This is a genomic window from Stenotrophomonas sp. RIT-551 (genome assembly GCF_026241915.1).
Taxonomy (GTDB): Bacteria; Pseudomonadota; Gammaproteobacteria; order Xanthomonadales; family Xanthomonadaceae; genus Stenotrophomonas; species Stenotrophomonas bentonitica_A.
In genome coordinates this window covers 1-21255 of record NZ_JAPJIU010000003.1, presented here as the reverse complement: position 1 = coordinate 21255, position 21255 = coordinate 1, and the positions used below count along the sequence as shown (strand labels likewise).

The window sequence follows — 21255 nt, the reverse complement described above, 5'->3', positions numbered from 1 at the left end:
GCAGCGTGATGAACGTCAGAAGCTTTTCCGTCCTGCCTTGCGTGGTGCTGCTGTGTGCAGCGCTGCTTGTCGGCGGATGTGCACGAACGACGCGGGAAACCGTGTTCTCCTCGGGCACGCTGAAGGTGGTGGCTGTTACGGAAAGCCGGCTGGATATCAACGTCAGCAAGTATCAGCATTACACGACGTACGAGCTTTACGTGGACGGCAAAAAGCTGTCGGACAAGGCTTTTTCGACGCTCCTTCAGGACCCTGACGCCACAGACGACCAGTTCGTGCATGCCGATGCGGTGGTGCTGGACGAAGGCGCGATCCTGATGGCATCGCACAACCGCGACAGCTCCCGCTGCTGGACCACGCGGCTCTCCGCCAGCGGGGGCAGGGCGACGCTGGAGACGATCCTGCAGGGCACCGTCGACTGCGGCATTCGCCCGGCACCTGCAGGGTGGCGCGCGCTCTACGACGACCGCAGCGATCTCATCCTGATCCGTGAACACCCTTTCCAGGTCCATCCCATGGCGGGGTATTGGTACGTCCTGTGGATCGATGGCGACATCGCCGCGCTGTACCAGAAAGATCGCGACCATGAGCGTCTGGTCGTCAAGCTGGCGCGGATTTCCTCCGATACCACGCTTGCCGAGCAGGCACTGCCGATGCACACCTACGCCGAGCCTGACCTTCTGCATGCCTCCCCTGAACTGCGCCGGCAATGGCTGTTGGACAGCTTTACGGTGTCCAAGGGGGATGACCCCTCGATCCAGCTGCGGCCTGATCATCAACTGGAGACGATCACGCCGGAGGTGTGGGCCGAGTACCAGGAGAACGACCGGCAGAACAAGGCGCTCGATGCGGACGCACGGGCTGCCGGAGATGCCTGGATCGAGGCGCAGCGCCGCGAGCTGATGGACGCGGACGCCACGCAGGATGTGCCGAAAAAGCCGTGATTTGCTATGTTGGGCCGGCTCAATCCCGGCATTCACGAGGTCTGGCGTTTCAGTGATCGAGACCCGCCTGCTCCAACAGTTCATCGCGGTCGCCGAGGAACTGCATTTCAATCGCGCTGCCGAGCGGCTGCACATGGCGCAGCCGCCGCTGAGCCAGGCCATCCGCAGGCTCGAAAGCGCCTTGGGCACGCCGCTGTTCGTGCGGACGCACCGCAGCGTCGCGTTGACGCCGGCCGGAACCGCATTTCTCGATACCGCCCGCCGCACCCTGCAGTCGCTGGAAACGGGCGTGGCGCAAACGCAGCGGGTGGCCCAGGGCATCGAGGGCCATCTGACCCTGACCTTCATCAACATCGCCCCGTATGCCGCGTTGCTGCAGGCGCTGCGCCACTTTCGAGCGCTCAACCCGGGCATCGCGTTCACGATGCTGGAGGCCACCACCCAGGAGCAGGTAAACGCGCTGGAACAGGGCAGGGCGGATATCGGCTTCATGCGCACGCCGGGCACCACGACGCCGCACCTGCGCATGGAGCGCCTGTTGAGCGAACCGATCTGCGTGGCGCTGCCGGCCGGCCACCGCCTTGCCGCGGAACCGGGCATCCACCTTGCGTCGCTGAAGGAGGAGGCGTTCGTCGCCTCGCCACGGTCACTCGGCAAAGGATTTCATGACCAGCTGATCAGCCTGTGCCAGGCCGCCGGGTTCGTGCCCGATATCGTGCAGCAGGGCCGGCAGATGCAGACCCTGATCGCGCTGGTGTCCGCCGGCTTCGGTATCGCGTTGCTCCCCGCTTCGCTGGCGATGGAGGCCCGCGAGGATGTGGTGTTCCGGCCGCTTCAGGTGGATGCGCCGGAGGAAGCGTCACGGCTGGACCTGTTGATGGCGTGGAACGAAACCCGGCCGTCAGCGATCCGCGACCGCTTGCTACAGGCAGTCCTGCAGACGCGTTCTCCGCCCTGAGGTGACGAGACGCGCGGCGTCTTGCTGCGGTATGAAACCCGTCCTTCACCCGCGCATGGCCAGGCACTAGGCTTCTGCGGCCCTGCTGTGAAGGACCCGCCATGCCTGCTGCCATCTACGTGTTCTCGCTGTGCGCCTTTGCGTTCGGTCTGTCCGAATTCGTCGTCGCCGGCATATTGACCGCCATTGCCGACGACCTGGGCGCGCAGATTTCTCTCGTCGGGACGGCCATCGCCGCCTATGCCCTGGGCGCTGCCATCGGTGCGCCGTTCATCACCGCACTGGTCGCCCATTGGCGGGACCGGCAGATCCTGCTGCTGGCCACTGCGTTGCTGGCGTTGGGCAGCCTGCTGATGAGCGCCTCGCCGAACCTGGTCACCCTGCTGGTCATTCGGTTTGTGGTCGGCCTCGGCCACGGGGTGTTCATGGCGGTAGCCTCGGACGCGGCGACCCGGCTGGTGGACCCGCAGCGGTCCGGCCGAGCGTTGTCAGTGGTGTGGATCGGGTTGACGCTCGCGCTGGCCTTCGGCGTGCCGATCGGGACCTGGCTGGGCAGCGCGTGGTCGTGGCGCGTAGTCTTCATGGCGATTGGCGTGCTCAGTGTGGCCGGCATGCTCGGGCTGGCACTGTGCATGCCCAGCGGCCATGCCGGCTCCACCCGATCCCGGGGCGGTGCGTGGAAGGGCGTGAAGGCCATCACCCATCCGCAGCTGCTGACGACGGCCGGCATCGGCGCGCTGGTCAGTGTCGCCACGTTCTCGTTCTTCACCTTCGTCTCGCCCTATCTGCAGCAGATCACCGCTGTGGATGTGCAGTGGCTGAGCCTGGGGATGCTGCTGTTCGGCACCTGCGCGATCGCAGGCAATCTGCTCGGGGGATGGCTGGGCGATGCGATGGACGGGGATCGCAGCCTCCGGCTGGCGTTGATCGCGCTGGCGTTGAACCTGATCGGGCTCTACGGCTTCGCACGTATCCCAGCCTTGATGATGCTCCTGATCGGCACGCTGGGCATCTGCTTCTTCTCGATCGTGACGCTGCTGACCCTGCGTCTGCTCAGGCAGGCCCAACGGCTCATCCCCGCTTACAGCTCTGTGGCCGCGGGGTTGAACATCGCCTCGTTCAACCTTGGAACCGCGCTGGGCGGTGCCTTGGGCAGCCTCACGATCAGCTACGCGACGCTGGCCTCGGTACCCCTGACAGGCGCCGTGGCCGCGGCGCTGGCGGCAGTCGTGTTGTATCTGCAGAAGCGAGGGATGCGCGCGCCGGCAGCCTCAACCGGCTGAGTAGCGACCGAGCGCCCCCATCCACATACCTCCGTGAACAGCCGGGCGTAGTTGCTCCCGAGGATCTTTTCGATCCGCGCGTCACGGTGCCCGCGCTGGCGGCCACACGGCAGCGACATCCGCCCCGGTATAGTGACCCTGACTTCACCGCAAGGATCGAAGCTATGCAGAAGGGCTCGGATCTACTGGTCAAGGCGCTGGAAAACGAGGGCGTCGACCGCATCTTTGGTGTGCCGGGCGAGGAGAATCTGGACTTCCTGGAGTCGCTCCGGACCTCGCGCATCGAGTTGGTGCTCACCCGCCACGAGCAGGCGGCCGCGTTCATGGCAGCCACCCACGGCCGGCTGACGGGCCGGCCCGGCGTATGCCTGGCCACGCTCGGCCCCGGCGCACTGAATTTCTCGACCGGCGCGGCATATGCCCACCTGGGCGCGTGGCCGATGATTCTCATCACCGGCCAGAAGCCGGTCATGAGCGCCAAGCAGGCACGGTTCCAGATCGTGGATATCGTGGCGTCGATGAAGCCGCTCACGAAAATGACGCGCCAGATCGTCAGCCCGGCCGCCATTCCGGCCACCGTACGCGATGCGTTCCGGGTGGCCATGGAAGAGCGCCCCGGGCCGGTGCACCTGGAACTGCCGGAGGATGTCGCAGGTGAGGAGGTGGAGGATGTGCCCGTCATCCCCATCCACCCGCTGGAACGTCCCATCGCACCCTCTGCCGCGCTCGACCGGGCGGAAGCGGCGATCCTGGCCGCCAAACGCCCATTGGTGATGATCGGCGCGGCGGGCAGCCGGCCATGGCTTGCCGAATCACTCTCCGCATTCGTCGCGCGCACGCGCCTGCCGTTCTTCAATACACAGATGGGCAAGGGCGCGGTCACCGGCGGCTCCAACCTCTACATGGGCACGGCCGCGCTCTCCGAGGGCGACTACGTGCACGAGGCGGTCGCCCGCGCCGACCTGATCATCGCCATCGGCCATGACACCATCGAAAAGCCACCGTTCCTGATGAAGAGTGGCGGCGGACCCAAGGTCGTGCACATCAGCTTCCAGTCCGCGACCGTGGAGCAGGTCTACCAGCCGGATATCGAAGTGCTGGGCGACATCGGGGCTTCGGTGGATGCCCTGGCCGAACGGCTGGAAGGGCGGTTGCCTGCGGACGAGGGCATGATCGCCCTGCGCCAAAGAATCCTGGCCCGCATCAACGACCGCGCCGAAGAGGACCGTTTCCCGGTCACGCCGCAGCGGCTGGTGCACGACGTGCGCCAGTCCATGCCGGACGACGGCATCGTCTGTCTCGACAACGGCATGTACAAGATCTGGTTCGCCCGCAACTACCGCACGCACGTGGCCAACACGCTGCTGCTGGACAACGCGCTCGCCACCATGGGCGCTGGCCTGCCGTCGGCGATGATGGCAGCCATGCTGTACCCGCAGCGCCGCGTCATGGCCGTATGCGGTGACGGTGGTTTCATGATGAACTCCCAGGAGATGGAAACCGCGGTACGCCTGGGGCTCAACCTGGTGGTGGTGATCCTCAACGACAGCGCCTACGGCATGATCCGCTGGAAACAGGCCGTGGATGGCTTCGACGATTTCGGCATGCGCTTCGGCAATCCGGATTTCGTGAAGTATGCCGAAGCCTACGGTGCGAAGGGGAGCCGGGTGACCGCGGTCGAAGCGCTGGTGCCGATGATCGAGGCCGCTTTCGCCGGCGGCGGCGTCCACGTGCTGGATGTACCGATCGACTATGCCGAGAACACCCGCGTGCTGGTCGATGAACTGCGCAACCGCACGCCGGACGTGGGCTGTGATTGATCGTCATCCCTGATGCTGAGCAAGGAACCCAACATGCTGACTGTCGTCCAGGCGTTCGACCGTGCCCCCATCGCCGAGATCGGGTTGGATACCGCCGCTGCCCTGGAGCGCAAGCTCAGTGCCGCCGAGCGGGTATTCAAGGACCGCGACGGCTGGCTCGCGCCGCACCAGCGCATCGCGATCCTGCGCCGGCTCGCCGCGCTGATGGACGCCAGGCGTGATCATCTCGCGCTGCAGATTGCCCGGGAGGGCGGCAAGCCGCTGCCGGACGCCATCGTCGAAACCACGCGCGCCATCGACGGTGTCCACAACGCCGCCGACGAGCTGCGCAACTTCGCCGGTCGCGAAATCCCGATGGGGCTGTCGGCCGCGGCGGAGGGTCGCTGGGCGTTCACCACGCGGGAGCCGATCGGCGTGGTTGCCGCGATCTCTGCGTTCAACCACCCCCTGAACCTGATCGTCCACCAGGTGGCGCCGGCCATCGCCGTCGGGTGCCCGGTGATCATCAAACCTGCCTCCGCGACGCCATTGTCGTGCCTGGAATTCGTCGCGATGGTGCACGAGGCCGGGCTGCCCGAGCCGTGGTGCCAGAGCTTTCTGCCGGAGGGCAACGACCTGGCCGAGGCGCTGGCCACCGACAAGCGGGTGGCCTTCCTGAGCTTCATCGGCTCGGCCAGGGTAGGGTGGTCGCTGCACGCCAAGCTCGCACACGGTGCGCGTTCGGCGCTGGAACACGGCGGGGTCGCCCCGGCCATCGTCGATCGCAGCGCCGACCTCGGCAGGATCATCGAACCGGTCGTCAAAGGCGGCTACTACCATGCAGGCCAGGTGTGCGTCTCCACCCAGCGCGTCTTCGTCCACCAGGATGTTGCCGATGACTTTACCCAGGCGCTCATCGCACGGGTCGAGCGCCTGCGCACCGGCGACCCCACACTGAAGGACACGGATGTCGGCCCGCTGATCCAGCCACGCGAGGCCGACCGCGTCGCCGAATGGATTGACGAAGCGGTAAGTGGCGGTGCGCAACTGGCCACCGGCGGCAAGCGACTTTCCGAGACCATGCTGCAGCCCACGGTGCTGCTGGATCCGGCCAGCGACGCAAGGATCACCACGCAGGAAGTGTTCGGGCCGGTGGTGGCGGTGTATCGCTATACCGACCTGGACGAGGCGATCGCGCGTGCCAACGCGCTGCCCACCGCGTTCCAGGCGAGCGTATTCGCGCAGGATATCGATATCGCCATGCGCGCCGCCAACCGGCTGGATGCCTCGGCCGTCATGATCAATGATGCCACCGCGTTCCGGACCGACTGGATGCCCTTCGCCGGGCGCCGCGAGTCGGGGTATGGCACAGGCGGCATCCCGTACACGATGCGGGACATGTCACAGGAGAAGATGATCCTGATGCGCAGGAGCTGATCGGGCAGGCGACGTCTACGGCGCTGGCTGCGTAATGTACGTCCGGATGCCTGACACCTGTCACTTGTGACGGGTCGGTGCAAAGCGAGAATGGACCCATTCCCGCACGGCGCTGCATCGCCGGCACCCACCCAGCTCAAGGACGCCCCGTGAACATGCTGCATCCCCTTCTCTCGAACACCCCGGTGTGGGTCTGGGCGCTTCTGGTCTTTCTGGTCGCACGGGGCGTCGCCGCCATGAAACCTGGAGAAACCTCGCTCACGAAACTGGCCATCGTGCCGACCCTTTTCGTGGCGTGGGGCATCGTGTCGATGAACCACCGGTTCGGCAATGCCTGGGACGCGTGGGGTCAGTGGTCGGTGGGCATCGGCGCAGGCGTGGGCCTTGGATGGCTGCTGCTGCGGCGGGCAACGCTCACCCTGAATCCGTCCACGGGAAAGCTGTGGCGCAGTGCGGACTACAGTCTCCTGCCGCTGCTCCTGGTGACGTTTGCGGTGAAGTACGGCTTCGAGTGCGCGCTATCCGTATCCCCCTCACTGAGCGCGGACGGCAGTTTCCGCGCCGCGTATCTGCTGCTATCTGGGGGGTTCACAGGCATCTTCCTAGGCAAGTATCTGCGGTACCTGCGCGCGTCTCGGCTTGCTGCACCGGACAGGACCGTGGATGCGGTGGGCTGAGTTGGGGCCGGCGCACATCGGCGGTCATGTTGATTCGCTTGACCACCATGCAGCTTACGGCGATGCCGGCTTCACGACGTAGCGCTCCCAGTAGCCGGCAAGCTGAGCCGCCTTTCGGTTGCTCAGCTCGCTGCCGAGGGTCTGCTGTATCCCTGCTGCTTCCTCACCACGTTCGGCACGGTACAACTCGCGGGCCGTCTCGAGCAGCGCCCGCTGGCGTACGTTGAGGTTACCGAAGGGGTCGAAGTAGGAGTCAAGGCGTGACGCGTCAGCTACGCCAGTCCACGTGAAGCGTGTTTCGCCCGCCTCCGTGGCAATGGATCGGTACCGGTCCACAGCCATCGCCGGCCCGATCCTGCCTTCAAGCACATCCAGTCGCGTCTGCAGCAACGCGACTTCAGGCGAGTCGCGCTCTGCCTTGAGGGCTTGCATCGACTCCCGAACAAATGCGCGGTCCATGTTGCCGGTGCCGGACTGGACGCCCAGCAGGTTGAAGCTGGCGACAGCGGCGTGGTACTCACGACGCTCCTCCCGCTGAACCTGCGCCTCACCGGGTTCGCCGAGGCTGGAGGGCTGTACGATCCGCAGGTCCGGGGAAGCGGCCAGGATCGCTTCGATGTCCCGCTTGTGGAACTCGCCAACCACCACGACAACCGTGCCGCCGGGGCGCGCTTTCGCCGCGGCGGCTACCCGCTGCGCCTGCAGGTAGGTGCGATAGAGATACAGCCTGCGCGGCAGGTCATCCGCGGCCCGCTTGGCCGGCGTTGCCGCCCACTGCGCGATCCGCTCCACGTTCTTTGCCTCGTCGGCGTGGAAGAGATCCCGCGTGAGCTGGCTCGGGGAGGGGAATGAAAGGAACTGCTGGAACCCGCTGGCAGGGCGCAGTTCCGGCGGCGCCCCCAGGTCCAGGCCGAATCCAAGCTTGGCATCTTCGACGGGTGGCTCCCAGTCAATGGGACACAGATCGATCCCGTTGCGCCGGGCGAAAGGAACCACGACGTCCTGAACTTCGTAGGTGAACTCGTAATAGTCGTTGCGTGCGAAGGCCTCCGGCGACCGCTCGATGCAGATGGCATCGGGCCTGGCATGTGCCAGGAAGGCCGCAAGGCGGGCAGGGCGGTCATTTCTGGCCACAAGCTGGGCAGCGTGGTCCACGCCAAGGACGATCACGGTTGTCGTCCCGTCGGCGGCCTTGGAACCTGCTCCGGCCGTCGCACACATCAGCAGCAGCGCTGCCGAGAAGAATAGACGCCTCACTCGTACTCCCTCCATTCCATTGGAACCAACATAGCGTGCACAGCCCCCTGGCTCGTGTGCCATTGGTTGTAGTCACGCCGCAGCTGCGATGCTGCAACTGGATCGTTACAGGGGCCAGCCTGCCTCTGGCGCCAGACGTCAATGACGCGGTAAGTTTCCATGACGCGCCGCTGGACGGCGTCCAACAGGGACGTACCTCAATGCACCCCGATCACCGCAGCTACTTCAGGTTCACCTCGAAAGCCCGACTGAACAAATCCGTCAACGCCCTGATCGGCATCGTCGAAGGGATCGTGATCGACGGCCAGATCAATCCCCTTGAGCTCGACTACCTCAACCTGTGGTTGGTCGAGCACGAGGCAGTGCGAGAGCAGCACCCATTCAACGAGCTGGTGCCGGTTGTCACTACCGCCGTGGCCGACGGCGTCCTGACCGAGGAAGAGCGCGCAGACATCCTGTGGCTGTGCGAACGGCTGCGCTCCACCGAGTTCTACGCCGATGTGACTGCCGACCTGCAGCGATTGCACGGAATCCTGGGGGGCATCGTTGCGGATACGCACATCTCCGTGGAAGAGCTCCGCGCCCTGTCAGATTGGATGGCAGATCACGAGCACCTGAGGACATGCTGGCCATTCGATGAGGTGGGGAGCCTCATCACAGGCGTACTCGCGGACGGACAGATAGACCCGAAGGAACACGCGTTGCTCCTCGCATTCTTTGCGGAGTTCACGCCACTGCTCGACGACCGTACGATTACCAATCCGCTCGTACTGAAAGAACAGAGGATCGTCGGCTTGTGCGCCGTGGATCCCGAGATCAACTTTCTGGATAGGGGCTTTTGCTTTACCGGCGCATCGTCACGCTTCACCCGCACCGAGTTCCAACAGATCGTCGAGAGGCTCGGGGGATCGGCCCACTCAGCCCCATCGAAGAAGGTCCACTACCTGGTCATCGGCGCGGAAGGCAATCCTTGTTGGGCCTTTGCCTGCTACGGGCGCAAGGTCGAAAAGGCCATTGCGCTTCGTAAGTCAGGGTCACGTGTCGTAATCGTTCACGAGCTCGACTTTCACGATGCATTGGCTGATCACGGCGGCTGATTCGCCTGGGCCGCCAGCAGCTTCAGGGCCAGCGATACCCCCAGCGCCGGTGGCACCGTGCTTGCCTTCGGCGCGCGCCTGCTGGCGAGCGTGAGCGTGCGGAGTCAATCCTCCGCACACGACTTCACCTGAGCGGCATGCTCACAGGGTTTCTTCCGGTATCAGTCTCAGTAGCTTGCCGTCCACCCCATCGGTGAGCGCATAGACGGATCCATCTGCAGCGACCATGACGTCACGAATCCGTTCACCCAATTCGACGAGCAGCCGCTCCTGGCGCACCACGCGATCACCGTCACGAACGAGCCGGCGGATGCTCCGCTCACGCAATGCAGGCACCAGTAGATCTCCCTGCCATCCCTTGAAGAGGGCGCCTTGATACACGGCAAGACCGGAGGGTGCGATGGACGGCGACCAGATCACCTCAGGGTCCTCGAACGCCTTGTGCCGGGTAAACGGGCTCACCCGTGCAAATGGGTAGTCGATCCCGTGACTGACCATCGGCCAGCCGTAGTTTGCGCCCGGTCGAAGTCGGTTGAGCTCGTCACCGCCGCGCGGCCCGTGTTCGCTGACATAGATGGAGTCTGTGACAGGGTCATGCACGATGCCCTGCGGGTTGCGATGCCCGGAGGTGTACAGGGTCGCCACGCTCGCGCCAGGCGCGAGATGTATGCGCATCACCTTGCCCAGTGAGTTGCGCACATTCTGCGCTTCCTCCCGGCGGGCACTACCGTCGCCCACGGTCATCAGCAGGGTGTGCGCGTCGAGAAAGGCCACGCGGCCGCCGTTGTTGCCGTCGCTGGCTTTTGGCGTGGATTCGAAAAGAATCTCCACCTGTTCCATGGACCACGCATCGCCAACGCGTTCCAGCGCGCCACGGATCAAGCGAACACCCACGCCGCGTTGATCACGATAGCCCTGCGTCAGATAGATGCGGCGATCGGTCTCGAAATCCGTCGACAGCGCAATGTCCATCAGGCCGATCACGCGTTCACGCTGATAGCCCGCGGGCATTTTGGAGAGATTGACGTCCACACGTGCACCGGCCCGGTCAATCAGCTTCAGGCGGCCAGCCATTTCGGTGACGAGCAGCGTTCCGTCGGGCAGTTCCGCCAGCGACCACGGCCACTGAAGGCCGCTGGCGACGGTCGCGACCTGGTAGCCTCCTGCCGCAGGCGGCTGTGCACGTTGCGCCGTTGGCGGCATCAACATGAATGAGGCAAGCGGCAGCAGCACCAGGCCAGCCGGCAACAGCCAGGCCACCCCGCCGTGGGGGTGCGTTTCGCGCACGGTACGCGCCCTCAGCGTGTAGCTCACATGGCCTCCCACCAGCCCACACAGACTGAGCAGGGCGAAGCCGGGAATCTCCCGGATGGCGGCCACTGCCGGCATCGGAATCACACTGCGTAGCAGCGTCAACACGACCGCCAGCCCGGCTACACCGGCGAGCAGTGCGCAGGGCAGGGCATGGAGGCCAAGCCGGCGCAGAATTGGCTGCAGACATGACGCAAGCACGCCGCCGGCCAGCGAAAAGCTGAACATTACAGGTCCGAACCGAGCCAGATCCTCCACGGTGACTGCGGCCCGTGCCGGCCAGCTGACGTCCAGGCCCAGCTGGGTAAGGGCATGCAGATTGATCTGGGTCTGGAGCAGGCTGGCAACAGCGGCCGTGGCCAATGCAGCAGTGAGGGTGATCGAGACTGTTCGCAAACAGGAGCGCATGCAGGGAGTTCTTCAAAACAGGCCGAATCCACACTCTAGCAATGAGATCCGGTGAACCTCCAGTGATGCATTCCGTTGAAGAATTCACAGCGGAGGAACTGCACGGCGGCGACCCTCTACGGACCTCCCCTCTACGTAAAGCCTCTCTTCCCATGCCAAACAAGCAACTCACGACCATCAATCCGTTGACCGAAGAAGTGCTCGCCACCTATTCCTACATGTCGGACGACGAAGCCGCCGCCACCGTGAAGGCAAGCCATGACGCGTTTCTTCAGTGGCGTCTGCGCAGTCTGGATGAGCGAGCGAAAGTCATCGCAGACATCGCCAAGGCGCTTCGTGCGCGCAAGGAAGAGTTTGCGCAGCTGATGACCGACGAGGTCGGCAAGCTCATTGAAGACAGCCGTACCGAAGTCGAGCTGTGCGCCAGCATCTGTGACTACACCGCCAAGCAAGGGCCCGTCGCCCTGGCCGATGAAGAGCGCGACGTGGAGGGCGCCACCGGCATTGTGACTCACGCCCCGATCGGCGTGGTCTACGGCATTCAGCCGTGGAACTTCCCGGCCTACCAGGCCATCCGCTATTCCATCGCCAGCCTGATGGCGGGCAACGGGGTGTTGCTCAAGCATGCCGAGAGCTGCACCGGGAGTGGGCTGCTGCTGCGCGACATCTACGAAAGTGCCGGGCTGCCCAAGGGCCTGTTCGGGGTGCTGCTGATCACCCACGACCAGTCCAATGACATTGTGGAGAACGACCTGGTGCGCGCGGTGACACTGACCGGCAGCGAGGCCGCGGGGCGCACCGTGGCGGCCAAGGCCGGCGCGGCACTCAAGAAGACGGTGCTTGAGCTGGGCTCGAATGACGCCTATCTGGTGCTGGACGACGCCGACCTGGAGCTGGCGGTGGCGACCTGCGTCAAAGGCCGCCTGTTCAACAACGGGCAGACCTGCGTCAACGCCAAGCGCTTCATCGTGACAAAGAAGAATTACGAGGCCTTCGTGAGCGCCTATGCAGAGGCCTTCGAAGCGATCCGGATGGGCGACCCGAATGCGGACGGCACCCAGCTCGGCCCGATGGTCTCCAAGGCGCAGCGCGACAAGCTCCACGAACAGGTGACCAAGAGCGTCTCCCAGGGGTCACGCCTGGTGGTTGGCGGCGAAGTGCCGGACCGCACGGGCTGGTTCTATCCGGCCACGGTGCTGGCCGATGTGGCGCCGGGGCAGGTGGCCTACGAGGATGAGCTGTTCGGCCCTGCAGCGGCCATCATTCGCGCAGAGGACGATGAGGATGCGATGCGCATCGCCAACGACAGCCGCTACGGCCTGGGCGGCGGCATCTTCAGCCGCGACGTGCAGCGTGCCCGGGAGCTGGCCACCAAGTACTTCGACACCGGCATGATCTTCATCAACACCTTCGACGTGGCATCGCCAACCCTTCCGTTCGGCGGCGTGAAGGCATCCGGCTATGGTCGCGAGCATGGTCCGGAAGGTCTGAAGGAGTTCGTGAACGTCAAGTCGATCAAGATTGCGGCTACAGCGTCGGCTTGATTTCGGCACCGGCACCGGGCTGCCGGACTCTGCGCCTGCGTGCGGTGGCCGAGCCGGGTAGGGCGTCGGGCGTAGCGGCTCCGACGCTCCTCGGGCGCAGGCTTGAAGCGGTAAGCTTCCCCCAGCTACAGGGGGAAGCTCATGCTCAAAAGGATTTCAGCAGGATTGCTGCTTTTTTCGCTTGCCTGCTCTTCGCTGGCGCAAGTGCACTCTGCAACGGGTCCCCGACCCAAGCCGTTGCCTCCGGCGCCCAAGGCTGCCTACAACTCGATGTCGAAGGGCACCACGCCGTTCAATTGCGAAGAATTGGCGTGGCCGAATCACCCACATCCCGGCATGAAGGCTTACTGCGAACGCGTTGAGGCCCGTACTCTGTCAGCTGAGGCCCAACGCGCCGGGCGCCCGGGACCGTCGGACAGCGTGATGAACCTGCCACCCTTGGGATCAGAGGACTCCAAGCGTTCGGGAACAGCATGTATCGGCGGTCAGGCGTTCCGGAAACTCCCGAATGGATGGGAGCAGGTCCATGCTGCTGCAGGCGGCTGGCAGCGATGTCGGGAGCGGTAGCCAGGGGTGCGAATGGGGTTTTGTGTCGGCTACTCAGCGTGCGAACTCCTCCGCACCACGTTGCTGCGTAGGCCTATGCAGCGGACAAGGATGTCCATCAACCGCATTGCTTAGATTCCGGGCCTGACCGGTCCGCTGCGATCCTTGCTTCAGATAAATTGGCTGAGCGCTTTTTGCATCATGGACGACGGCGAAGGGTAGTCAGAAGAAGTCCTGCACCAGCAAGCAGACACGCAGCTAGGGCCGCGATCGAAAGCGGCAGATGGAACTTCTCGTGCCCGGCCGCAGCGAACAGGACATGGATTCCTGCTGTCGCCATCCCGGTAGCCCCGCAGACGACGGCGTAGGCTCTGGCGGAAGGCTTGGCCAGGACTACCTGCCGATAGCCGTGAAGCAGTACACCAACGGCGACCAGGTTGAATACCAGGAATCCCTGAACCCCGCCTGGCACCCGGAACATGTCCCATTCGTGCCAGAAAGCCGCATCGATCTGATGAAGGATCAACGATAACAGTGTTGCCAGATACCAACGCTCCATGAAGACTCCGTCCTTCTTCTCGGGCGCGAGTCTATCAGTGTCCGATCACTGCCCGACCGGGCACGACGGAGCCCACCTACCGCGATGGGCCCCGCCGGCAAGTGTCACTTCGGCATCAGCACGCTGTCCACCACGTGCACCACGCCGTTGGACTGCATGACATCAGCGTCCGCGCGCGTTCGCATGGGGCTCATCCCCCTGGAAATGCAGGAAAAGTGCTTCCTCTATTACGCAGGGGAAACGCTCCACCTGCACCGCAGCTGGACCGGCTCCCGCATCGCCCGGGTGCACTTCGCGCCCGACGGCGACGGGTTGCGCGCGACCAGCGCCGAGGTCAACCGCGAGCCTCAGCAGTACACGGCTACCGATGATGCAGCGGACATCGATCTCATCGAGCGGTTGGTACGCGAGCTGGGGGCTTCCCAACAGTATCTCGCCGAGCGGCGTACTGCGATCTGCGGTCGTTGATCCTCTGCTCGGGCAGACATGCATGACGTGCGCAGCAGAAAGTACTCAATGTTCCTGTGTTCGGGCCGATAAGTAGCCATGGACTTGGGCGGTTGCGCCTGCGTCGCCTCTTTGAACGCAAAGGACTGTGTTTCATGAAGACAGTATTGGAGCTTGTTGCCGATCGCGCCGCGTCGGACATTGCTCGCATCTTCCCAGAGAACTGGAGCTCGCCCAAGGCCGGCCGGAACATCAGAGATCTGGTGGCCTACGCACTGGCGGGGGTGAACTATCGGGCCGCTGTTCGGCAGGTGCGCGCTGAGGGCGAGCCTCGCTACCCCAACCCGCTGCCATTCATGGACGCGGTTCCAGATCACGATGGGGAGTTCAGCCTGGGCGTCGCCATCAGGGACGCCTTCGACTGGCTCCAATTCGAACTCGTCGCTTGCGGAGGTGTGTTGACCAGCGTGTCCAAGTCGAGGCACGGGCCAACTGCCATGCTTGTTCGTACGCGCTTGGACGTGGTCCGCAGTCAGACGATCGAGGATCCAAACAAGAGGGCGTTCACGGCAATCGTTCTCGCGACCGATCACGGACAACTGCTCGATGAACTGGAGCTTCTTGCCGACCTCAAAGGATCATGGGAGCTTTCGAACTTTGAGTATGCGCTTGCTGGTGATGGCGATGCCATTGGTGTTCACGTCACGGTCGATCCTGAGGATCGATTCCGCACCAGGAAGCGCCGCAGGTGGGCTGCCCCCTCTGTTGATGTATCCAGGAAGCGATCCGCCCTGAGCGATTCGATGGCCGGCGTCTACAACCCCTCCTATGAAAGTCGCGTGTGGGTTCCCTTGCTACGCGATGAGCAGGACTGGTGGCTGGAGCAGTGGCCACCCAAGCAGTAGCGGCCTTGCCGCATGACCCACACCGCGAATGGAATCAACGTTTTTCAAGGAGAGCAAGATGGCTGAAGAAAAGAAGGCAGTGACGCTGAGCAGTGCGGATCAGAAGAAGGTAAATCGACTTGCGCGGGAAGGGATGAAGCTGGTCGACATCCGTCGGGAGCATTTCCCGGAGGTCAAGTACGCCGCGCTCCGCGCCGTGGTTCTCGATACGGGTTCGCAGTCAGCGATTGGTCGCTTCAAGGCGATCAACAAGGAACTGGCTCTCATGGCAAAGGCGACTACGGGGGCGCAGCGCAAAGAACTTGCTGCTTCACTGAGTGCGCGCATCAAAAGCCTTCATGAGGACTACATCAGGAGCGCAAAGAAGCTGGACCAGGTGCGCGACGTCCTCCAGAAGTAGCCCGGTGCAGGAAGCCCACCAAGGGTTCAAGGCAGCTGCCCGGCGCTGATCAGCCGGGCAGCTGCTCTACTCATGAAAGCGAGGCCGGACTTCCCAGCGCCGCGTTGAGAGCGATCAGTTCAGGGCGAAGTCGCTGTTACCGGAGGATGTCTCCACCGACACATCGGTGGGATAACCCTGCGCATCGACATCGACCCTCACCCGGACAACGCCCTCGATGCCAGCGCGGAAAGCTGTCGGAGGTGGCGCGGGGCAGGGGAGGAACGAATGGTGATGTCGGTGGAACCGGGTGATTGCTCGGGTGCCGCATTGTCTTCCCGGGGAGTCACATCATGATCCTGCGCGGGCTTGTCCTGTTCTGCAGGCCGGTCTTCAGCTACCGGCTGGGAGCGGGGGGGGGGATCCGCCGCTCGCGGAGCGGCCCTGGTTGTCGCGCAGCTCTCCATGATGCGATTGGTGATCCAACCCTGGATGTCACGGCAGGCATTGAAGTTTCCACCCTGACACTGCTGTTGTCCGTCAGCGCTTTCCCTGTGGTGTCGTCCACGAGAAGCAAGGATTTCGGCTTATCAAAGAATGCAGGCCCAATCGATGCGATGTAGCCCTTTGAGTCCAGCGCGTAGTCCTAGTTCTCGGCACCTTGGCCCGTAGGAAGGTGCCGGTAGGCAAATCACGCAACGCCAGCGAGGGCAGCGCCAACCAGCAGTAGCGCTGGCCAATGGCTCCGCCGGGCATTCCGCTCGGCCTTGCTTTGCCTGAACTGCAGCGGCGCTGTATCGCCAGCTGAAGCTGTCGCGGCCTGTTGGGGCCCAAGGCGTGTCGCCATTGACGGGCATGCCAGAGGCCGGCTGCCAGGCATCGAGGGCCGCTGTCATCACGTACGATAAAGACCAGAGGGCATCGGGTCACTGCTGGCGAGATCTAATGGGTGCGGGAACTGGCCACTCTCGTGTACCCGCTCCATACCGCCTACATGACGTCGTTGCGGCGCTCGCGGCAACCGTTAGAATCTCACCAACCTATTGAATTCTGCCACGCAAGATGATCGATGACATTGAGCTTGCCATGGTGCTCGACCCTGAGCTTGGCAGGCTGTACGAGAGCGGCAAGAACCTGAGTGGAGAGGCCCCGGCACTCAGCCTTTCCCATCTTCGCGGCTTCGCCCATAGATTCTGTACGCTCGTAGATGAGCCCAATGCTCAGAGTAGTGAGCCCCTTGCACAGAAGATTCGAAACCTCGGCACTCGCGGAATAGCGAACCGGCCTGTGTTGAGTGCTCTGGGTGTACTGCATTCCAACGGCAACATAGCGGCTCATCCCGAGCACCACGGCTACACTTCACACGACTTCGGTGGCATGTCCAGGCTGTCACTCGACGCCGCTCTGCGGCTTCTGAAGGAGCTGTACTGGCGAACGCATCAAGTCGAAGTTGACTGCATCGTAGCCCCCGTGAAGTCCAACGCTCTATGGCAGATGTGTGGGAAAGCCATGCTGGACGGTGATCCGGAGGCAATGTTCCAGGCCGGATCGTACTTCATGGAGTGCTCGAGTCCCGCTGGCCGCCAGCCTTACGAACTTTCTGCCCGAGAGTGCGTCGCTGCTGAGGAAAGCCTGGAACAGGCACTCTTCTGGATGCGCAGGGCCGCAGTCAAGGAGCACGTCGGCGCAAGCTACTCATTTGGACATCACCTTGTCAGCGAGTCAACGCCAACCGATCCGCAGCACACCCGTGGACAGAACTTCATCGCCCATGCCGCCAGGGCGGATCTTCCTGATGCGCTTGTGTATGTAGGCAATGCCTACCTGCACGGAAATGGAATCTTCCAGAAGGATCCCGCGCTGGCCAGGGAAATGTATGAAAAGGCCGTACGGTCAGGTCATCCGGAAGCGCTCGCGCAACTGGGAGCAATGCTATCTCTTGGGATTGGCGGCATCGCGGACAAGGCGGCCGCAGCCAGGTACACAACCGAGGCTGCCAATGCCGGTGACCCCCAGGCCCAATACAACCTTTCCGTGATGTATCTACACGGGGACGGCGTCCAGAAGGACATGGCAACGGGGCTTACCTATCTTCAGGAGGCAGCGTCCCAAGGATATCCAGACGCCATCTATAACCTTGCGGCGTCGATTGAGGGTGGGCTCATCCCCGGACAATCCGAACTCGACGCTGAGGAGCAGTACATTCGTGCGCTCCAGTTTCCCGACTACAGGGCGCGCTCTGCCTTGTACGCTGCCGGAATGATCGAACGCCGGGCCACGCACTTGGAAGACTGGGTGAAGGCAGCCGATTACCTGCAGGTCTGTTTCGAAATGGTTGCCACGGAGGATCCTCATCAGCTGCGGGATGACTGCCTGGATGCCTGCAAGCGGATCGTTTGTCGAGCTCGAGACCTGATCAGGCAGGCCGACCCGGGCGCCCTGGAAACTTGGCATTTGCACACGCTCTGCCTCTTCGACAGACACTGCGTCCCCGTCACAGATCGATCTGCGCGATTTGACCAGATCCAGTCACAGGTCGTGCGGTCGACGGAACGTAGTGCTGTAATCACCAACACCCTCATGATGTGTCGGGAGGCTTGCATTGATCCGCCTGCACGAACCGCGGCACCGCAGGTAGCGGTGACCCGCCCCTTGAGGGCGGTGGAGACACCCGGCCGCAACGACGCGTGCGGGTGCGGATCGGGTAACAAGTACAAGAAGTGCCATGGGGCTGCCAACCCGCCATCCGCGCAGTAACAGAACCGGCGTGGTCTTCCCGGCCATCACTCGGCCCTTGCCGTCCCGACTTCATCTGGGCGACGATCCACTCGCCAAGGGGGCGCCCATGATCAGCCGAGTTCGCCGTGCACAACGCGAGGCAGCGAGGCTGCCGAAAAAGCAACGCCATTACCCCATTGAATGGCGTTCGGTTCTGGGCAGGGCATGGTCCAGATCGGGCAGGGGGGGGGCGGCGGTGTTCGCGCTCCTGTACCAGGCCTGCCTGCTGTTGGATCTGCTGGACAGCGGGGATTTCTTCTATCTGGTCGTGATGGTGACGCTACCGCTCTCTCTGGTGGCCTTCGCAGCCGCCGACGCCCTGCAGGCTCCGCTTGGGCTCTCGTTCGAGACGCTCAACTTGGTAGCCTGGGCGTTTCTGGGCGTCTTCGGGCTTGTTGAGTTCTATGTGATCGCGACCTGTCTGATCAAGGCATTCTGGCATTGCTGCACCGGCACGGTGCAACGGCGCAGGAAGCTCTCAAAGGCCCGGCGCTTCGCCACTTCGTGCTGACGATCATGCGTAGCGACCTGCAACGGCTGGAGCAGCTTGAGCGATGTCCCCGGCATCGACTGCGATGCGGAGCCCACCTGGTCGGTAGTGATCGCGTTGTCGATGTCAACGACACGCTTGGCGGATGGCGCCCGCTGTTCAGCGCCTGCGCTGCCCCCTCGCTCCCCACTTCGTTCCGTGGTTGGAATCGCGCGCACTTGCACTGACAGATTTCGCCACCTCGTACACACAAGGAAGCACCCACAGTGACTGAATTCTCAACGACCGTCGTGCAGTACTGGCACGGTCTGCTGCACAGCGGGCAGCAGCTACCCAGTGCGCCGGGGCTTACCGCCTTCGTCAATCCCGGGCTGGATGTGCAGCGGCGCGCGATGATCCTGGAGACCGGCGACGGCAGCGTACATGCGGCGCTCACCCCGGAAGTTGCCGCGGCTGCGAAGCTCACGGCGCATCCCGCCACCCGCGTTTCGCCAGAAACCCTGCGCGAGGCCCTGCACAGTGGCGGCATCCGCCTGCATGCGCCCGATCTGGTGTGCTACGCCAGCCCCGGCGCCGTGGCAAAGATGATGCTGAAGCCCGGCATGGAGGTGCGTCAGCTGGGTCCCGACGACGCGAAGGCGTTCGAGCACTTCACACGCCAGGCCTCCGAGCAGGACCAGGAAGATGCCTACGTGGAGCTCGATCACTGGTCTGTATTCGGAGCCTTCGGTGGGGGAGAACTGCTGGCAGCTGCCAGCATGTATCCGTGGGGCGGCGCGGCGATTGCGGACATGGGGGTGCTGACCTTGCCACGCGCACGCGGCACGGGCTTGGGGCGCGCATTGGTGGGTGCGCTGCGCGCCAACGCGGAGGAGCGTGGTCACCAGCTGCAGTATCGCTGCCAGCATGACAATCACGCCTCCATCGCGCTGGCCCGCTCGAGCGGCTTGGTGCGCTATGGCACCTGGGAAGTCGCCCACGAATCGTGAGCACGTTGTTGGCCGCGCCCATCCGCGGCCAGTTCATGTGAATGCGTTAGCTGCCTGTTGGGTAATGGAAGACTTCATGACTGTATTGAACGTAGCGGTGATTGGCGGTGGCAATATCGGTGCGAGCCTGGCGTATGACTGCGCGCTCCGTGACTGCCTTGGGAAGGAAAGCGGAACTACATCGAGAGGCAGACCAGCAAAAGACGGCGCATCATCGATTTCGCATAATGTATATTATGTAAAACAGCTGGCGGCTGCGGCGAGGTACCACGCGGGCCTCCTCAATCTACCGCTGGCCGTGCTCTAAATTGATGTCCTCTTGTTCCCACATAGGTCCCCTATTTGAATTCAAAGGCTTTTGCTCGCCACAACGTTACCAGTTCCAACGCACACCCACCTTGCCGTCCCAAGCATCAAACGCACGGTCAAAGCTGCGCTGATAGCCGATGTTCGCTTAGAGGCTGGTCGAAGCGCCCAACTGCCAGGTCGCCCCGGCGTTGAGCTGCCACCACGTGCCTTTCAGATTGGCTTCGAATGGCACGTAGCCCTCCGCCGAGGAGAACTCGGTCACCGGTTGGCCACGGAACTCATGCCAGCCATTGAGCCGCAGCCATCCGGTGAACAACCGCCGGATGCCGTCATGCGTGGGCTCCAGGGTCCAGGTGTTGGCCCATCGCAGGCCCAGACGGGCAGCGAGCGAGTCCATGTTGCTGAACCGGATCAGCGCGGCGGGGTCGCGGTTGTGGTCCCGGTCGATCCGCTGATAAATCACCTGCAGCTGCGGCTCGAGGATTTTATCCTCATCCTCCTCATCGATCTGGAACGGATAGCCTCCTTCCAGCGATGCCCCCCAGCCGAAACTGTCGCGCTCCAGCAGAATGCCGTTTCTCGACCTGGATTTGCCTTTGCCCCACGTCCCCTGCCAGACCGCATCCAGATACTGGCCTTCGTCCCAGTAGCGCGTCCAATAGAGGCCAAGTGAGGTGCCCTTGACCTGGTTGCGGCCGGCCAGCGTGCCATCGAAATGCGTCACATCACTGCGCATCCTGCCCTGCCCCAGATACAGGCCCGCGTGGTCGCGCTTTCCGTCGTCATGCTCCACCGCATAGACATCCGCGCCGGCCTGGATGGCCAGAATGTCGTAGTCGTAGCGCGGGCTGCCACCGTAGATGCCGCGTCGGCTGCCTTCCACGTCACCGTTCTCGCCGATCACGCGCACCCAGGCACCGTTGAAGTACGTATCCCCGCGCAGGTCGGCGCGTTGGCGCAGCTGCTCCTGCTCCCCTACCCGCTCGTGCAGGTTGCCGAGCGTGGCCCAGCCGTAACGCAATCCCATGGCCGGCAACGCGGTGTAGAGCGACACCTCGCTGCGGTACTCCGGCACGGGCACCGGCTGGGGTGCATACGGGTCCGGCTCTGGCGGCGCCGGTGACGGCGGCGGCAGCGG

General features: G+C 63.6%; 20 protein-coding genes. 14 read left to right on the top strand and 6 right to left on the bottom strand.

Annotated features, from left to right (window positions below; all coding sequences use genetic code 11):
* Window positions 1-8 precede the first annotated feature (8 nt).
* The 6 genes from ORK51_RS04605 (at window position 9) to ORK51_RS04580 (ending at window position 7098) form a co-directional block, all read left to right on the top strand.
* On the top strand, window positions 9-944 hold the full coding sequence (locus tag ORK51_RS04605; RefSeq protein WP_266084329.1) for a hypothetical protein: 936 nt from the start codon (window positions 9-11) through the stop codon (window positions 942-944).
* Between the two features lie 52 nt (window positions 945-996).
* Window positions 997-1902, top strand: coding sequence for a LysR substrate-binding domain-containing protein (locus ORK51_RS04600; protein WP_261998216.1), 906 nt, complete (start codon window positions 997-999; stop codon window positions 1900-1902).
* Between the two features lie 101 nt (window positions 1903-2003).
* A complete protein-coding gene (locus tag ORK51_RS04595; RefSeq protein WP_070425161.1) occupies window positions 2004-3185 on the top strand; it encodes an MFS transporter in 1182 nt (393 codons plus the stop codon).
* Window positions 3186-3349: 164 nt separating this feature from the next.
* On the top strand, window positions 3350-5005 hold the full coding sequence (locus ORK51_RS04590) for an acetolactate synthase large subunit (protein ID WP_070425160.1): 1656 nt from the start codon (window positions 3350-3352) through the stop codon (window positions 5003-5005).
* A gap of 33 nt (window positions 5006-5038) precedes the next feature.
* On the top strand, window positions 5039-6421 hold the full coding sequence (locus tag ORK51_RS04585) for an aldehyde dehydrogenase family protein (RefSeq protein ID WP_266084328.1): 1383 nt from the start codon (window positions 5039-5041) through the stop codon (window positions 6419-6421).
* Between the two features lie 155 nt (window positions 6422-6576).
* Window positions 6577-7098 (top strand): DUF6622 family protein, encoded by a 522-nt coding sequence (locus ORK51_RS04580; RefSeq protein WP_070425159.1) that lies wholly within the window; start codon window positions 6577-6579, stop codon window positions 7096-7098.
* A 54-nt stretch (window positions 7099-7152) separates the two neighbouring features.
* Here the strand turns inward: ORK51_RS04580 and ORK51_RS04575 are convergent, their stop codons facing one another.
* Window positions 7153-8355 carry a hypothetical protein gene (locus ORK51_RS04575; RefSeq protein ID WP_266084327.1) on the bottom strand — a complete coding sequence of 401 codons (1203 nt, stop codon included), beginning with the start codon at window positions 8353-8355 and terminating at the stop codon, window positions 7153-7155.
* A 35-nt stretch (window positions 8356-8390) separates the two neighbouring features.
* On the opposite strand from ORK51_RS04575, the gene ORK51_RS04570 reads away from it, so the two are divergent.
* Window positions 8391-9452, top strand: a complete 1062-nt coding sequence (locus tag ORK51_RS04570) for a BRCT domain-containing protein (protein ID WP_266084326.1) — start codon at window positions 8391-8393, stop codon at window positions 9450-9452.
* 141 nt (window positions 9453-9593) lie between these two features.
* Here the strand turns inward: ORK51_RS04570 and ORK51_RS04565 are convergent, their stop codons facing one another.
* Window positions 9594-11171, bottom strand: coding sequence for a PQQ-dependent sugar dehydrogenase (locus ORK51_RS04565; protein WP_266084325.1), 1578 nt, complete (start codon window positions 11169-11171; stop codon window positions 9594-9596).
* Between the two features lie 65 nt (window positions 11172-11236).
* On the opposite strand from ORK51_RS04565, the gene ORK51_RS04560 reads away from it, so the two are divergent.
* A complete protein-coding gene (locus tag ORK51_RS04560) occupies window positions 11237-12715 on the top strand; it encodes an NAD-dependent succinate-semialdehyde dehydrogenase (protein ID WP_266084324.1) in 1479 nt (492 codons plus the stop codon).
* A gap of 745 nt (window positions 12716-13460) precedes the next feature.
* Here ORK51_RS04560 and ORK51_RS04555 read toward each other — a convergent pair.
* On the bottom strand, window positions 13461-13820 hold the full coding sequence (locus tag ORK51_RS04555) for a DUF6713 family protein (protein ID WP_261998210.1): 360 nt from the start codon (window positions 13818-13820) through the stop codon (window positions 13461-13463).
* A 104-nt stretch (window positions 13821-13924) separates the two neighbouring features.
* Entirely contained in the window at window positions 13925-14014 is a 90-nt protein-coding gene (locus ORK51_RS04550; protein ID WP_156785655.1) for a fasciclin domain-containing protein, read from the bottom strand.
* Between ORK51_RS04550 and ORK51_RS04545 the strand changes: the two genes are divergently transcribed.
* The 3 genes from ORK51_RS04545 to ORK51_RS04535 all read left to right on the top strand — a co-directional run bounded on the left by ORK51_RS04545 (window position 14004) and on the right by ORK51_RS04535 (window position 15572).
* Window positions 14004-14288, top strand: a complete 285-nt coding sequence (locus tag ORK51_RS04545; protein ID WP_070425153.1) for a hypothetical protein — start codon at window positions 14004-14006, stop codon at window positions 14286-14288. The genes ORK51_RS04550 and ORK51_RS04545 overlap by 11 nt on opposite strands.
* Window positions 14289-14422: 134 nt before the next feature.
* Window positions 14423-15172 (top strand): hypothetical protein, encoded by a 750-nt coding sequence (locus tag ORK51_RS04540; protein WP_261998208.1) that lies wholly within the window; start codon window positions 14423-14425, stop codon window positions 15170-15172.
* 58 nt (window positions 15173-15230) lie between these two features.
* A complete protein-coding gene (locus ORK51_RS04535) occupies window positions 15231-15572 on the top strand; it encodes a hypothetical protein (RefSeq protein ID WP_156785654.1) in 342 nt (113 codons plus the stop codon).
* 114 nt (window positions 15573-15686) lie between these two features.
* On the opposite strand, the gene ORK51_RS17905 is transcribed toward ORK51_RS04535, so the two are convergent.
* Complete coding sequence (locus ORK51_RS17905) at window positions 15687-15866, bottom strand: TonB family protein (protein WP_429000621.1); 180 nt, start codon at window positions 15864-15866, stop codon at window positions 15687-15689.
* A 747-nt stretch (window positions 15867-16613) separates the two neighbouring features.
* Between ORK51_RS17905 and ORK51_RS17860 the strand changes: the two genes are divergently transcribed.
* From ORK51_RS17860 to ORK51_RS04515, 3 genes are all read left to right on the top strand, one after another.
* Entirely contained in the window at window positions 16614-18308 is a 1695-nt protein-coding gene (locus ORK51_RS17860; RefSeq protein ID WP_323053980.1) for a tetratricopeptide repeat protein, read from the top strand.
* A complete protein-coding gene (locus tag ORK51_RS04520; RefSeq protein WP_266084323.1) occupies window positions 18277-18840 on the top strand; it encodes a hypothetical protein in 564 nt (187 codons plus the stop codon). The genes ORK51_RS17860 and ORK51_RS04520 overlap by 32 nt, the downstream gene beginning before the upstream one ends.
* A gap of 269 nt (window positions 18841-19109) precedes the next feature.
* Entirely contained in the window at window positions 19110-19808 is a 699-nt protein-coding gene (locus tag ORK51_RS04515) for a GNAT family N-acetyltransferase (RefSeq protein ID WP_266084322.1), read from the top strand.
* A gap of 454 nt (window positions 19809-20262) precedes the next feature.
* On the opposite strand, the gene ORK51_RS04510 is transcribed toward ORK51_RS04515, so the two are convergent.
* Window positions 20263-21255 (bottom strand): autotransporter family protein (locus ORK51_RS04510; protein ID WP_266084321.1); only part of this gene is annotated, 993 nt, incomplete at its 5' end.

Bases quoted from the DNA above. Each gene is read 5' to 3' on its own strand.
- ORK51_RS04605 (WP_266084329.1), top strand. From the start codon at position 9: ATGAACGTCAGAAGCTTTTCCGTCCTGCCTTGCGTGGTGCTGCTGTGT.
- ORK51_RS04595 (WP_070425161.1), top strand. From the start codon at position 2,004: ATGCCTGCTGCCATCTACGTGTTCTCGCTGTGCGCCTTTGCGTTCGGT.
- ORK51_RS04590 (WP_070425160.1), top strand. From the start codon at position 3,350: ATGCAGAAGGGCTCGGATCTACTGGTCAAGGCGCTGGAAAACGAGGGC.
- ORK51_RS04585 (WP_266084328.1), top strand. From the start codon at position 5,039: ATGCTGACTGTCGTCCAGGCGTTCGACCGTGCCCCCATCGCCGAGATC.
- ORK51_RS04580 (WP_070425159.1), top strand. From the start codon at position 6,577: ATGCTGCATCCCCTTCTCTCGAACACCCCGGTGTGGGTCTGGGCGCTT.
- ORK51_RS04565 (WP_266084325.1), bottom strand. From the start codon at position 11,171: ATGCGCTCCTGTTTGCGAACAGTCTCGATCACCCTCACTGCTGCATTG.
- ORK51_RS04560 (WP_266084324.1), top strand. From the start codon at position 11,237: ATGCATTCCGTTGAAGAATTCACAGCGGAGGAACTGCACGGCGGCGAC.
- ORK51_RS04555 (WP_261998210.1), bottom strand. From the start codon at position 13,820: ATGGAGCGTTGGTATCTGGCAACACTGTTATCGTTGATCCTTCATCAG.
- ORK51_RS04545 (WP_070425153.1), top strand. From the start codon at position 14,004: ATGGGGCTCATCCCCCTGGAAATGCAGGAAAAGTGCTTCCTCTATTAC.
- ORK51_RS04550 (WP_156785655.1), bottom strand. From the start codon at position 14,014: ATGAGCCCCATGCGAACGCGCGCGGACGCTGATGTCATGCAGTCCAAC.
- ORK51_RS04540 (WP_261998208.1), top strand. From the start codon at position 14,423: ATGAAGACAGTATTGGAGCTTGTTGCCGATCGCGCCGCGTCGGACATT.
- ORK51_RS04535 (WP_156785654.1), top strand. From the start codon at position 15,231: ATGGCTGAAGAAAAGAAGGCAGTGACGCTGAGCAGTGCGGATCAGAAG.
- ORK51_RS17860 (WP_323053980.1), top strand. From the start codon at position 16,614: ATGATCGATGACATTGAGCTTGCCATGGTGCTCGACCCTGAGCTTGGC.
- ORK51_RS04520 (WP_266084323.1), top strand. From the start codon at position 18,277: ATGGGGCTGCCAACCCGCCATCCGCGCAGTAACAGAACCGGCGTGGTC.